Here is a 12,976-nt window from a genome sequence, read left to right as displayed (position 1 = left end):
GCGTCCCGCTCGGTACGGTGGACGGACCGGGCCACCACGCACCCCGGTCACCGACGCAGGAGGCAGATCACATGGCAGCACGGCGCGCAGTCGTCACCGGAGCGAGCTCGGGCATCGGGGCGGCGACCGTCCGGCTGTTCCGGTCGCGGGGCTGGGACGTGCTCGCCGTGGCCCGCCGCGCCGCGAAGCTCGAGGCGCTCGCCGCGGAGACCGGGGCCGACACCCTGGTCGCCGACATCACGGACGCCGACGACGTGGCGGCGCTCGCCGTGCGGGTCGCGGACCTCGGCGGCGCGGACGTGCTCGTGAACAACGCCGGTGGGGCGTTCGGGTCGGCGAGCGTCGAGGAGTCCGACGTCGAGGACTGGCGCGCCATGTTCGAGGTCAACGTGATCGGCACGAAGCGGGTCGTCTCCGCGCTGCTGCCGTACCTGCGCGACCGGGCTCGCGCGTCCGGGGGAGCGGACATCGTCACGGTGACCAGCACCGCCGGGTTCGTCGCGTACGAGAACGGTGGCGGCTACAACGCCGCGAAGTTCGCCGAGCACGCCCTGGTCGGCGCGCTCCGGCTCGAACTGAACGGCGAGCCGATCCGGGTCGTCGAGATCGCGCCGGGCATGGTGAAGACCGACGAGTTCGCGCTCACCCGGTTCCGCGGGGACGAGCAGAAGGCCGCCGCGGTGTACGACGACGTGCCGGAGCCGCTCGTGGCCGACGACGTCGCCGAGGCGATCGTGCACGCGGTGGAGCTGCCGGCACACGTGAACCTCGACCTCGTGACGATCCGGCCGGTGGCGCAGTCGGCGCAGCACAAGCTGGCCCGCGGCCCGCTGACGCCCCGCTGAGCCGACCCGCGCCGGCCCCGACCCGAACCCGCGCCCGGCCCGCGCAGCGCCCGGGCGGCGGCGGCGGGTCGCGGGCGTGGGCTCCCTGCCGGTACCGTGGTCGGATGCCGATCAGCAGCGAACCCGAGCCCGCGGCTCCGTCCACCGTGACCGTGACGAGCGGGCCCGAGGTACTCGGCTGGCTCGAGTTCGGTGACGCCGCACGCCTGCTCGCCAAGGACGTCCTGTCCAGCGGCTTCGAGCCCGAGGTCGTCGTCGCCGTCGCCCGCGGCGGACTGATCATCGCCGGCGCCGTGGCGTACGCCCTCGGTACCAAGGAGTGCGGCTCGATCAACGTCGAGTTCTACACCGACGTCGAGCAGCGGCTGGAGGAGCCGGTCGTGCTCGCCCCCGCCCTCGACGCCCCGAGCCTGGCCGGCAAGCGGGTCCTCGTCGTCGACGACGTGTCGGACTCCGGCCGCACCCTGCGCCTGGTGGTCGACATCATCCGGAACGCCGGTGCCGACGTCCGGAGCGCCTGCCTGTACTCGAAGCCCGGCACCGTCCTCGAGCCCGACCACGTGTGGCGCCGGGTCGACGGCTGGATCACGTTCCCGTGGAGCGCCCTCGCCCCCGTGACGGCCGAGTCGTGAGCATCCACCTGGTCGGCGGCGGTCTCTTCGCCGCCTCGGACGCCGCAGCACCGTTCCTCGCCGAGGCGACCGCCCGTTCGGCAGCGGTCGGCCGGAGCGTCCCGCGCATCGCCCTGCTCTCCGTGGCGGGCCCGGACGGCGGCAGCCCGTCGTCGACCGCCGACATCGCCGAGGTCCTCGGCGGCCCGCGCACGGCCGAGGTGCTCGTCACCGAGGTCGCGGCCGGTCAGGTCTTCGACACCACCGTCCTGAGCGACGTCGATGCCCTGGTGGTCGGTGGCGGCGTCACCCCCGACTACCTGGCGGCGATCGCCCCGCTCGTCGACCAGCTCCGGCTGCTCGTCTCCGACGGCCTTCCTTACCTCGGCTACTCGGCCGGTGCGATGATCGCCGCCGACCGTGCCCTGGTGGGCGGCTGGCGCATCGGCGGCGTCGAGATCTGCCCCGAGGCGGCGTCCGAGGGGCTGGACGAGGTCGAGCTCCGCGAGGGCCTCGGCCTGGTCGACCTGACCATCGACGTGCACGCGGTGCAGGCCGGCACGCTCGCGCGGCTCATCGCCAGCGCCGAGGCCGAGTTCGTCACCGCCGGACTTGCGATCGACGAGGACACCACGCTCGTCGTCGGCGAGGGCGCGCTCGAGGTCCGCGGGACCGGCAGTGTCTGGCGTGTGATGGCCGGCGAGGAGTCGGTGGCCGTCGCCACCATGGGCGCGTAGCCGACGTGGAACCCCGGCCGCTCGCCGACCTGGTCGACCCCGGCTGGGCCGATGCCCTCGCGCCGGTCGAGCCCGACGTGCACCGGATCGGCGCGTGGCTGCGGGACGAGACCGCTGCGGGCCGTCACTACCTGCCCGCGGGCGGCGACGTGCTGCGCGCGTTCACGACCCCGTTCGACGCCGTCAAGGTGCTGGTCGTCGGGCAGGACCCGTACCCGACGCCGGGCCACCCGATCGGTCTGTCCTTCGCGGTCGACCCGGCCGTCCGTCCGGTGCCGCGGAGCCTGGCGAACATCTACCGCGAGCTCGCCGACGACCTCGGGGTGACGCCCCCGCAGCACGGTGACCTGCGGGCCTGGTCCGACCAGGGCGTCCTGCTGCTCAACCGGGTGCTCACCGTGCAGGCGGGCGAGGCCGGCAGTCACCGTGGCAAGGGCTGGGAATCGGTCACCGACCAGGCCGTCCGCGCCCTGGTCGCCCGTGGCACCCCGCTCGTCGCCGTGCTCTGGGGCGCCCAGGCCGGGTCCGTGCGACCGCTCCTCGGCGACACCCCGGTCGTCGCGTCGGCCCACCCGAGCCCGCTGAGCGCGTCGCGCGGGTTCTTCGGCAGCCGCCCGTTCTCGCAGGTGAACGCGCTGCTCGAGTCGCAGGGCGCACCGCCCGTCGACTGGACGCTGCCCGCTCAGTAGGCTCGGCACGTGCTCGAGGAGGAATACCAGCGACGGCGGGTCCTGCCGCGACACCTGCGTGCCCCGGCGGCGACCGAGACGGCCTTCGAGTACCGCATCCGTGCGGCCGAGGTGGGGGACCTGCCCCACGTGCGCGAGATCCACACGCACTACGTCCGCAACTCGTCGGTGACCTTCGACCCGGCGGCGTTCACGTACGCCGCGTGGAAGAAGCGCTACGACGACATCCGGAAGCGCCGCCTGCCGTTCCTGGTGGCGGAGAACCCCGCCGGGCAGATCCTCGGGTACGCGCTGGTCGACGCGTGGAACCCGCGGGACCGCTCGAACCACGTCGTCGAGGACTCGATCTACCTCGGCGCCGCGTCCGGTGGCAAGGGGCTCGGCCGCGCGCTGATGGAGGCGCTGCTCGACGAGTGCCGCTCGGCCGGCGTGCGCGAGGTCGTCGCCGTCATCGCGGACCGGCAGGCCGAGGCGTCGATCCGGCTGCACGAGCGTCTCGGCTTCGAGGAAGTGGGCCGGATGGGCAAGGTCGGCTACAAGTACGACCGCTGGCTCGGCACGGTGACGATGCGGCTGCGCCTGCGCGGCCCGCGGCTGTTCGCGCGACGACGCTGACGGAGCCGACGCGGTCGACGCGCGTCACGCAGGCGAACGTGGGCAGGGCGGACGGGAGGCCCGTGGCGGCCCCGGCGCGCGCCTCCAGGCCCGTCGCCCGGTCGCGTCAGCCTGCCGGCGCCTCGGTGATGAACTCGTCGCGCGTCACGCGGAGCAGCGCGGTTGCGGCCGCCGCAGCGGCGTCCGCGTCACCGTCGACCGCTGCGCGCCCGACTGCCTGGTGCCGGAGCGCCGCCTCGCGCGTCCAGCGCGTGATGGGATCGCGCGACTCCGAGGTGCGGGTGCGGAGCAGAGCCTCCACCGTGCCGGCGAAGTGCGCGAACACGGCGTTCCCCGACCCGGTGAGCAGTGCACGGTGGAAGCGGACGTCGGCCTCCAGGTAGGCGCGGCTGTCCTCGCGTCCGCAGGCGTCGAGCATGTCCTCGGCGGCGGCGAGCACGGCGTCCGCGCCCGCGGAGCCGGCGGTCAGGGACGCGGCGACCGGTTCGACGCCGAGCCGGAGCTCGACGAGCTCCCGCTGCTGCACGAAGTACGCCGGTGAGGTACCGCGCCACCGGATCACGGTGGGGGCGAGCAGCTCCCACGCGGTGATGTCGCGGACGAGCGTGCCGACGCGCTGCCGGGGCTCGACCAGGCCGAGGGACTGCAGGACGCGCAGGGCCTCGCGGACGACGGAGCGGGACACCCCGAACTCGTCGGCGACCAGTTCGGGTCGCACGACGGACCCCGTGGCCAGGTCGCCGTCGACGATCCGCTGGCCCAGGGTGTCGAGCACGTGGGCGTGCAGTCCGCGTGCGGTGGGCATCGTTTCCTCCGTGCAGTACGGGTCACGCGGTCGCCGTGACGCCGGTCCCATCGAAGCGGCAGACTCCGGGGACGGGCGGTTGGCGCGCGGGACGACGTCGTATAGTCTGATTAATCAGATTATTGAGGGTCGGCGTTCGTCGCGCCAGTCCACCCTCGACACGAAGGCGACGGAGCCGCGCAGCAGCGACTCCAGGAAGGGGCGCTGATGCCTCACGCTCTCCCGGACCACCTGCTCGCCGCGGGTGGCACCACCGAGACGGTCGACCCGTCCGGTTCGATCCCGCAGCTGATCATCGCGGCACTCGTCGGCATCGTGGTGATCATCGCGCTCATCACCTGGCTGAAGGTGCACCCGTTCATCGCGCTCACGATCGGCGCGCTCGGGGTCGGCATCGGCGCGGGTCTGGCGCCGGACAAGGCGGTCACGAGCTTCGGCGACGGTTTCGGCGCGACCATGACGAGCGTCGGCATCCTGGTCGGGCTCGGGGCGATGTTCGGCAAGATGCTCGTCGACTCGGGCGCAGCGGACCGCGTCGTGGACACCCTGGTGCGGAAGTCGTCGAAGGCGGCGCTGCCGTGGACGATGGCCCTGATCGGGGCGCTCATCGGGCTGCCGATGTTCTTCGAGGTCGGGCTCGTCCTGCTCATCCCGATCATCGTGCTGGTCGCCAAGCGGAGCGAGGTGCCGATCATGAAGATCGCCGTCCCCGCGCTGGTCGGCCTGTCGACGATGCACGCGTTCGTCCCGCCGCACCCCGGCCCGCTCGTCGCGATCTCCACCGTCGGCGCGAACCTCGGCACCACGCTCGCCTTCGGCATCGTGCTGGCGATCCCGGTGATCATCCTGGCCGGGCCGCTCTTCGCCCGGTTCGCGGCCCGGTGGGTCGACATCCCCGTCCCCGACATGTTCGGGTCGCGTGGGGCGGTCGCCACCGCCGGGCCGGGTTCGGGGTCGGGTTCCGGGTCCGCCGCCTTCGCCGACGACCCGGCACACCCCGGACGGGAGGCCCGGCGCGGCCCCGCCACGCAGGACACCGCATCCCTGCCCAACGGCAAGAGCGACTTCACGCGCGTCATCAGCGAGCCGCGCAGCCCGTCGTTCACCGTCGCCCTGATCGGCATCCTGCTGCCGGTCGTGCTCATGCTCGCCCAGGCGATCCGTGAGGCAACCGCCCCCGACGCCGCCGGCTCGTGGGTGAGCCTGCTCGACTTCCTCGGTTCACCGATGATCGCCATCGGCATCGCGGCCGTCTACGCGATGGTCTTCTTCGCGATCGGCGGTGGCATGGACCGCTCGGCAGTGTCGAAGTCGCTCGAGAGCGCGCTGCCCCCGATCGCCGGGGTGCTGCTCATCGTCGGTGCCGGCGGCGGGTTCAAGCAGGTGCTCATCGACACCGGCATCGGCGGCGTGATCGCCGACGCCGTCAAGGACTCCGGCGTCTCGGTGCTGCTCGTCGCCTGGGTCGTCTCGGCCCTGGTCCGCGTGGCGACCGGGTCGGCCACGGTCGCCACCGTGACCGCCGCCGGCATCATGGCGCCGATCGCCGCCGACCTGTCGACGCCGATGACGTCGCTGCTCGTGCTCGCGATCGGTGCCGGCTCGGTGTTCCTGTCGCACGTGAACGACGCCGGGTTCTGGCTGGTCAAGGGGTACCTCGGCACCACGGTGGGGCAGACGTTCAAGACGTGGACGGTGCTCGAGTGCCTCATCTCGGTGTTCGGTCTGCTCGGGGTCCTGCTGGCCGGGGTGTTCATCCGATGAGCGGCGCAGGAGGAGTTGCTGCTGCCGGTGCGGCCGACGCCGGGCTGGACGCCCGCGTCCTGGTCGTGATGGGGGTCTCCGGGTCCGGCAAGTCGACCGTCGCCGCCATGGTGGCGGAGCAGGTCGGGTGGGAGTTCGCCGAGGGCGACGCGATGCACCCGCCGGCGAACGTCGACAAGATGCACGCCGGCACCCCGCTCACCGACGAGGACCGCTGGCCGTGGCTCGACGTCGTCGCCGGCTGGATCCGCGGACACCTGGACGCCGGCACGAACGGCGTCGTGACCTGCTCGGCCCTGAAGCGCTCGTACCGCGACGTGCTGCGGGCCCCCGGGGTGGTGTTCGTGCACGTGGCTGGTGACGGTGCCCTCATCGAGGAACGGATGTCGCAGCGTTCCGGGCACTTCATGCCGACGTCGCTGCTGCAGTCGCAGCTCGCCACGCTCGAGCCGCCGCAGCCCGACGAGGCCCACGTGACGATCGCCGCCGACCGCACCCCCGAAGAGGAGAGTGCCGAGGTCGTGGCGCGGCTCGGACTGGTCCGGATCCCGAGAGCCTGATCGGGCGGCGATCGGCAGCATGGCCGCATGGCGATCGACGACTCCCTCTCGCTCCTGACCCGCGGCTACGGATTCGGTGCCCACCTGTGGCGCCGGACCCGGCCGGGGGCGCGGGCCGTGGGCTTCCGACTGCTCGGACGTCCGGCGCTGCTCGTGCGTGGTGCCGAGGGCGTCGGGCTGTTCTACGACGGCGACCGCACGGCACGCCACGGCGCGATGCCGGCGATCGTGCAGCGGACGCTGTTCGGCGTCGGGTCGGTGCACAGCCTCGACGGGGCGGAACACCACCACCGCAAGGCGACCTTCGTCGACGTCGCGTACGAGGACGAGCAGGTCCGGCGACTCGCACCCCTGCTGACCCACGAGTGGGCCACCGAACGCGACGCCTGGCTCGCCGGCGGCACCCGGTCGGCGTACGACGCTGCCGTCGGCGCGATCGGCCGCGCCGTCATGCGGTGGGCCGGGCTGCCGGGGACGCCGGCGGCGAAGACCCGCTGGGCGGCGCGGCTCGCCCAGGTCGTCGACGGCTTCGGGGTGCCCTACTCACCGGAGTACCTGCAGGCCGTCCTGAACCGGCACTGGTCGGACCGGCATGCCCGGCGGCTGGTTGAGGCCGTGCGCGGTGGCCGGTTGAACCCCGAGCCACACACCGCCCTGTACGAGTGGGCGTGGCACCGGGACCCCTCCGGGGCGCTGCTGCCGGCGCGGCTGGCCGGCATCGAACTGCAGAACAGCATCCGGCCGGCCATCGCGGTGGCCCGGTTCGTGGCGTTCGCGGCGAAGGAGCTGCACGACCGGCCGGAGTGGCGGGAACGGATCGCCGCCGAGAGCGCGGCGGCCGAGGTCGCTGACGGGCCGCGCGTCGACGGTCCGCTCGCCGTCGCCTTCGCGCAGGAGATCCGCCGGACGGCGCCGTTCGTGCCGATGCTGCCCGCCTGGGCCACCACGGATGTCGAGCTCGACGGCCAGCACCTGCCTGCCGGCGGGCGCGTGGTGCTCGACATCACCGGGACCGACACCGACGAGGGCTCGTGGGACCGCGCCGGCGAGTTCGACCCATCACGGTTCCTCGGTGTGGACGACTCCGAGTCGATCACGACGTTCGTCCCGCACGGCGGTGCCGACGTCGCCACGGGACACCGGTGCCCCGGCGAGAAGGTCGCCGTCGCCGCGCTCGCGGCCGCGGTCTCGGTGCTCAGCGACCCGCGGCTGACGATCCTCGACGACGGGCTGCAGGTGAACCGCCACCGGCTGCCGACGAAGCCGGCATCGGGCGGCGAGGTCCGGGGCCGCTGCCCCTTCCACTGACCCGGTCGGTTCCCGCCCCGGTTCCCGCCCCGGTGTCCGCCGGCCAGTCGCTCAGCTGAACCGGATCGGGGTGCCGACGGGCAGCGCCGCCAGGGTCCGGGTCATCTCCGCCGAGATCCGGACGCAGCCGTGCGAGCTGCCGGTCGGGTCCGGGTAGTAGTGCAACGCGGTCAGCGCAGCGTTGCCGCCGTACGACGGGATCCGGGACGAGTGTGCCCCGGTCAGGATGATCGGGTTGCCCTGCGTGTACGCCACGCGGGTGTCGACGTACGCTGCCTCGACGTAGGTGGCGGTGTCGGCCGGTGTGGGGTCCTCCGGTGTCCCGAGCCGGGCGGCCTCGGTCGCGGTGACCTTTCCCGACCGGGTGACAACGGACACCGTGCTGGCGGCGACGTCGACCGTGATCATCCGGTCGGTGCGGGTCACGGTGAAGTCGGCGGCCCGGGCCCAGGCGAACGTCGCGCTCGGGGCGTCCGGATCACCGCCGTCACCGGGGGTGCGGTTGCGGGACGGCGTCGACACCAGGAGCATCCCGCCGTCCTGGCCGGGGGAGCGACCCCACACCGCGGTGGCCGCGGGCCGGTTGATCGTCGACACCAGGTGGGACAGGGTCGCCACCGGCCGGGCGCGGCTCGACGGGCTCGCGTACAGGGCGACGAGCGGCGTGCGTGGGGTCGCGATCTGCCACGTGTCCTCGGGCTCCACGTCCCCGCCGTCGAGCAACTGCGGCACGACGGCGTCGTGGAACGCCAACGGCAGCGCGGCCAGGGTCGCGTCGGACGGTGCGGCGGGGACGGCCGCGAGCGTCGGCTTCGGTTTCGGCGTGGCGCTCGGGGTCGGTGTCGTCGTGGCCCGGGCCGCACGGGTCGGCTCCGGTGCCGGCGACCCGACGGTCACCCCCACCACGACGGCGGCGACGGCGAGCACGACCACCCCGGCGGTCGTCGCGATCCAGGTGTTGCGTCGCATGGTGCGTCCCCCTTCGGTCGATCCGTCAGCTCTCGGTCGATCCGTCAGCGTTCGGTGACGGTGCCGCCCTCGACCCGCCACTGCCGGTCGAGTCGGACGGTCTCCAGCATGCGCCGGTCGTGTGTGACGAGCAGCAGGGTCCCGTCGTAGGACTCCAGCGCCTGCTCGAGCTGTTCGATCGCAGTGAGGTCCAGGTGGTTGGTCGGTTCGTCGAGCACGAGCACGTTCACCCCGCGGGCCTGCAGCAGCGCGAGTCCGGCCCGGGTGCGCTCGCCGGGGGAGAGCGCCGAGGCCGGTCGGCCGACGTGGTCCGCCTTCAGCCCGAACTTCGCGAGCAGCGTCCGGACGTCGGCGGTGGTGTACGCGGGCACGATCGCCTCGAACGCCGCTGCCAGGGGCTGGTCCCCGGTGAACGCGGCACGCGCCTGGTCGACCTCGCCGACCGCGACGCTGGACCCGAGCGAGGCCGTGCCCGTCGTCGGCGCCTGCTTGCCGAGGAGCGCCCGCAGCAGGGTGGACTTGCCCGCGCCGTTCGGACCGGTGATGCCGATCCGGTCACCGCCGTCGACCTGCAGCGAGACCGGGCCGAGGGTGAAGTCGCCCTGGGTGAACGTGGCGTTCGACAGCGTCGCGACGACGGCCGAGGACCGGGGTGCGCTGCCGATCGTGAACTCGAGCTGCCACTCCTTGCGTGGCTCCTCGACCTCGTCGAGCCGGGCGATGCGGGACTCCATCTGCCGGACCTTCTGCGCCTGCTTCTCGCTCGACTCCGAGGCGGCACGGCGGCGGATCTTGTCGTTGTCCGGGCTCTTCTTCATGGCGTTCCGGACACCCTGGCTCGACCACTCGCGCTGCGTCCGTGCCCGTGAGACCAGGTCGGCCTTCGTCGACGCGAACTCGTCGTACGCGTCACGCTTGTGCTGCCGGGCGATCTCGCGCTCCTCGAGGAACGAGTCGTACCCGCCGCCGAACAGCCGGTTCGACGACTGCGCCAGGTCGAGCTCGAGCACCGAGGTCACCGAGCGCGCCAGGAACTCACGGTCGTGGCTGACGAGCACCACCCCGCCGCGCAGCCCGCGCACGAACGCCTCGAGCCGGTCGAGGCCGTCCAGGTCGAGGTCGTTGGTGGGTTCGTCGAGCAGGACGATGTCGAACCGCGACAGCAGCAGCGCGGCGAGCCCGACGCGGGCGACCTGGCCACCGGACAGTGCGGTCATCAGGGAGTCCGGGCCGACGCCGTCGGCACCGGAGTCGCCGGTTCCGGGTTCGAGCCCGAGGTCGGCGAGCACCGCCGGGATCCGGTCCTCCAGGTCGGCGGCTCCCGCGGCGAGCCAGCGGTCCAGCGCCACCGAGTACCGGTCGGCCGCGGCATCGCCGGCATCGGGGTCCCCGAGCGCCGCCGCCGCTGCGTCCATCGTCACGGTCGCCTCGGTGCAGCCGGTCCGCCGCCCGAGGTACGCCGCGACGGTCTCGCCAACGATGCGCTCGTGCTCCTGGGGGAGCCACCCCACGAACGCGTCCGTCGGCGCCAGGGACACCGTGCCGGCCAGCGGCTCGTCGACCCCGGCCAGCAGCCGGAGCAGCGTGGACTTGCCGGCACCGTTCACGCCGACGACCCCGATCACCTCGCCCGGCGCCACCGTCAGGTCGAGGGAGTCGAACAGCGTGCGAGCGGCGTACCCGCCGGACAGGCCCTTGGCGACGAGCGTGGCGGTCATGCGCCCATCGTCCCACGCGGGAGCGGCACCCCACGTGCAGCAGACTGGGCCGATGGGCTCCTGCGTCTTCTGTGCCGTGATCGCCGGTGACGAACCCGCGACGTGGGTCGAACGCGAGGAGCACGCCGTCGCCTTCGCACCCCTGCCCGACTCGGCGCTCGCTCCCGGCCACACCCTGGTCGTGCCGGTCGAGCACACCGCCGACCTGCTCACCGCCGGGCCCACGGTGCTCGCCGCCACCACGGCACTGGCGCAACGTGTCGCCCGTGCGATGAAGGGTGCGCTCGGCGCGACCGGGACCGTCGTGCTGCAGGCATCGGGCGCGGACGCCGGTCAGAGCGTGCCGCACCTGCACCTCCACGTCGTGCCGTGCTGGCCGGACGACGCCACGACGCACTGGCCGGAGCGACGATCGGCGCACGTCGTCGACGGTGACCCGCACGCGCTCCTCGCCGAGATGTTCGAGTAGCCGCCCGAGCGGGCCCGGCCCGGCCCTCAGCCCCGCGGCGTCAACCGACCCGCACCCACCGGCAGCAGCCCGCCCCGGTAGTCCAGCGCCGTCGCGCCGCCGACCGGCACCGACGCCGCCCCGAACCGCCACGCGCGGTTGAACAGGTACACGCCGATCACCGTGTCGCCGTCGTCCGGCACCGCCCACGTGCCCGTGCCCCACTGGGCCGGGTGCCCCACCCCGTCGACGGTGACGGTCGGCCGGGCGAACCAGGCGAACAGGGGCCGGACGAGCCGGAGTTCGATCCGGCGCTTCGTCGTGCCGGAGGGGGGAGTGGTGTCCACCATCGAAGGATACGGGCCACCGCCGCCTAGGCTCGGAGCCGTGTTCGAACTCCACCACCTCTCCGCACAGGAACTCTGGGACTGGATCCGCCGGGGCGATGCGACCGCCCTCGAGGTCACCGAGCACTACCTGTCCCGCGTGGAACGCCTGGACGCCGGACTCGGCGCCTTCGTGACGGTCACCGCGGACGCGGCCCGGGCCCGAGCCGATCGCCTCGGCCACCTGGTGCCGACGTCGAGACCGTTGTGGGGCCTCCCGTCCGCCGACAAGGACCTGTACGACCGCGCCGGGGTCCCCACGCGGAACGGCACCACGAGCCTGCCGGAGCGGCCCGCGTCGGCCGACCACCCGCTCGTCGCCGCGCTCGACGCGGCCGGCACCGTCAGCCTCGGCAAGACGGCGTCACCGGAGTTCGGCATGTCCTCGTCGTCCGAGACCCGGCTCGGCGTGACGCGGAACCCCTACGACACCACGCGCGCGCCGGGCGGGTCGTCGAGCGGTGCGGCCGTCGCCGTCGCCGCCGGACTCGTGCCGGCCGCGGTCGGGTCGGACGGCGGCGGATCGGTGCGGATCCCCGCCGCGGCGACCGGACTCGTCGGGCTGAAGCCGAGCCGCGGCCGCGTGCCGTCGATGCCCGGCCGCTCCGGCGTCGGCGGCTTGTCCGTCGCCGGGCCGCTCACCCGGTCCGTCGCCGATGCGGGCATGCTCCTCGACGCGCTGGTCGCGCCGACCGGGCTGCCCGAGCCGTCGCCCTACGCGCTCGTCACCCCCGACGTCGGCGAGGGGCCGTTCACCGCGGCAGCCGTCCGCGGCGAGGGCCGGTTCGTCGTCGGGGTGCTCGACGGCTCGCCGTGGGACGACACCGTCGACGTGGTCGTCGACCCCGCGGCCCGGGCCGCCGTGGAGACCGCCGTGCGGGTGCTCGGCGAGGTCGGGCACGGCGTCGAGGACGTCCGGATGCCCCGCGTGCCGTACGCCGACGCGTTCCGGGTGGCGTGGGAGAGCTCCGCTGCCCGACTGCCGCAGGTGCCCGGGATCGACCTGTCGGCGCTGACCCCGCTCGTTGCGTGGCTCGTGGCCCGGGGGCAGGCGCTCTCCGGCACGCAGGTCCTCGACGCGATGACGACGCTCGACACCTTCTCGACGACGCTCATCGGTGCGTTCGACCGGTTCGACGCGGTGCTCACGCCGACCCTCGCGATGACGCCGCGGCCCCTCGGCTGGTACGGCGACGACCCGGACGAGGACTTCCGCCGCCAGTGCGCGTACTCGCCGTGGACGTCGATGGCGAACGTGTCCGGGCTCCCCGCGATCACCCTGCCGGTCAGCGTGACCGACGACGACCACCCCGACGGCGGCGGGCTGCCGATGGGCGTGCAGCTGATCGGGCGCCCCGGCGGCGAGCGCGTCCTGCTCGCGATCGGCGCGCAGCTCGAGCGCCGGTTGCGCTGGCAGCGGCGGCACCCGGCTGCCTGGACCGCCTGACGGGAGGCCCGGGGACGCTCCGGTGCGCGGGGTGCGGGGGCGCGGCGCACCGTGCGGTGTTGTCCGGCTGGTGC

14 protein-coding genes are annotated in these 12,976 nt (G+C 73.8%); 10 read left to right on the top strand and 4 right to left on the bottom strand.

Going from position 1 to position 12,976, the window contains the following annotated elements:
* Positions 1 to 71: 71 nt before the first annotated feature.
* The 5 genes from DEJ20_RS11145 to DEJ20_RS11125 all read left to right on the top strand — a co-directional run bounded on the left by DEJ20_RS11145 (position 72) and on the right by DEJ20_RS11125 (position 3,497).
* Positions 72 to 845, top strand: coding sequence for an SDR family oxidoreductase (locus DEJ20_RS11145; protein ID WP_111235112.1), 774 nt, complete (start codon positions 72 to 74; stop codon positions 843 to 845).
* A gap of 104 nt (positions 846 to 949) precedes the next feature.
* Positions 950 to 1,477 (top strand): phosphoribosyltransferase, encoded by a 528-nt coding sequence (locus DEJ20_RS11140; RefSeq protein ID WP_051596753.1) that lies wholly within the window; start codon positions 950 to 952, stop codon positions 1,475 to 1,477.
* On the top strand, positions 1,474 to 2,193 hold the full coding sequence (locus DEJ20_RS11135; RefSeq protein ID WP_111056349.1) for a Type 1 glutamine amidotransferase-like domain-containing protein: 720 nt from the start codon (positions 1,474 to 1,476) through the stop codon (positions 2,191 to 2,193). Before DEJ20_RS11140 ends, DEJ20_RS11135 begins: the two co-directional genes overlap by 4 nt.
* A gap of 5 nt (positions 2,194 to 2,198) precedes the next feature.
* Complete coding sequence (locus DEJ20_RS11130; protein ID WP_111235111.1) at positions 2,199 to 2,882, top strand: uracil-DNA glycosylase; 684 nt, start codon at positions 2,199 to 2,201, stop codon at positions 2,880 to 2,882.
* 9 nt (positions 2,883 to 2,891) lie between these two features.
* The gene (locus DEJ20_RS11125) at positions 2,892 to 3,497 is read left to right on the top strand and encodes a GNAT family N-acetyltransferase (RefSeq protein ID WP_027465815.1); all 606 of its coding nucleotides are present in this window, start codon (positions 2,892 to 2,894) and stop codon (positions 3,495 to 3,497) included.
* A gap of 106 nt (positions 3,498 to 3,603) precedes the next feature.
* On the opposite strand, the gene DEJ20_RS11120 is transcribed toward DEJ20_RS11125, so the two are convergent.
* Positions 3,604 to 4,302 carry a FadR/GntR family transcriptional regulator gene (locus tag DEJ20_RS11120; RefSeq protein ID WP_071404579.1) on the bottom strand — a complete coding sequence of 233 codons (699 nt, stop codon included), beginning with the start codon at positions 4,300 to 4,302 and terminating at the stop codon, positions 3,604 to 3,606.
* Between the two features lie 207 nt (positions 4,303 to 4,509).
* On the opposite strand from DEJ20_RS11120, the gene DEJ20_RS11115 reads away from it, so the two are divergent.
* The 3 genes from DEJ20_RS11115 to DEJ20_RS11105 are packed head-to-tail and all read left to right on the top strand — an operon-like array spanning position 4,510 to position 7,934.
* A complete protein-coding gene (locus DEJ20_RS11115; RefSeq protein ID WP_071404580.1) occupies positions 4,510 to 6,066 on the top strand; it encodes a GntP family permease in 1,557 nt (518 codons plus the stop codon).
* Entirely contained in the window at positions 6,063 to 6,626 is a 564-nt protein-coding gene (locus DEJ20_RS11110; protein WP_111235110.1) for a gluconokinase, read from the top strand. Before DEJ20_RS11115 ends, DEJ20_RS11110 begins: the two co-directional genes overlap by 4 nt.
* 27 nt (positions 6,627 to 6,653) lie before the next feature.
* Positions 6,654 to 7,934: a cytochrome P450 gene (locus DEJ20_RS11105; RefSeq protein ID WP_111235109.1), complete on the top strand. Its 1,281-nt coding sequence runs from the start codon at positions 6,654 to 6,656 to the stop codon at positions 7,932 to 7,934.
* 51 nt (positions 7,935 to 7,985) lie between these two features.
* On the opposite strand, the gene DEJ20_RS11100 is transcribed toward DEJ20_RS11105, so the two are convergent.
* A complete protein-coding gene (locus tag DEJ20_RS11100; RefSeq protein ID WP_111235108.1) occupies positions 7,986 to 8,903 on the bottom strand; it encodes a L,D-transpeptidase in 918 nt (305 codons plus the stop codon).
* Between the two features lie 44 nt (positions 8,904 to 8,947).
* Complete coding sequence (locus DEJ20_RS11095; RefSeq protein WP_111235107.1) at positions 8,948 to 10,621, bottom strand: ABC-F family ATP-binding cassette domain-containing protein; 1,674 nt, start codon at positions 10,619 to 10,621, stop codon at positions 8,948 to 8,950.
* Here DEJ20_RS11095 and DEJ20_RS11090 point away from each other — a divergent pair.
* A complete protein-coding gene (locus tag DEJ20_RS11090; RefSeq protein ID WP_284183327.1) occupies positions 10,620 to 11,090 on the top strand; it encodes an HIT family protein in 471 nt (156 codons plus the stop codon). The two genes, DEJ20_RS11095 and DEJ20_RS11090, sit on opposite strands and share 2 nt — an antisense overlap.
* Positions 11,091 to 11,116: 26 nt before the next feature.
* Here DEJ20_RS11090 and DEJ20_RS11085 read toward each other — a convergent pair whose 3' ends face one another.
* Positions 11,117 to 11,416, bottom strand: coding sequence for a hypothetical protein (locus DEJ20_RS11085; RefSeq protein ID WP_258377142.1), 300 nt, complete (start codon positions 11,414 to 11,416; stop codon positions 11,117 to 11,119).
* A 40-nt stretch (positions 11,417 to 11,456) separates the two neighbouring features.
* Here DEJ20_RS11085 and DEJ20_RS11080 point away from each other — a divergent pair, with 40 nt between their 5' ends.
* Entirely contained in the window at positions 11,457 to 12,902 is a 1,446-nt protein-coding gene (locus DEJ20_RS11080) for an amidase (RefSeq protein ID WP_111235104.1), read from the top strand.
* Positions 12,903 to 12,976: the final 74 nt, after the last annotated feature.

This window comes from Curtobacterium sp. MCSS17_005 (assembly GCF_003234225.2).
GTDB classification, from domain to species: Bacteria; Actinomycetota; Actinomycetes; order Actinomycetales; family Microbacteriaceae; genus Curtobacterium; species Curtobacterium flaccumfaciens.
This window is presented reverse-complemented; position numbering and strand designations above follow the sequence as displayed.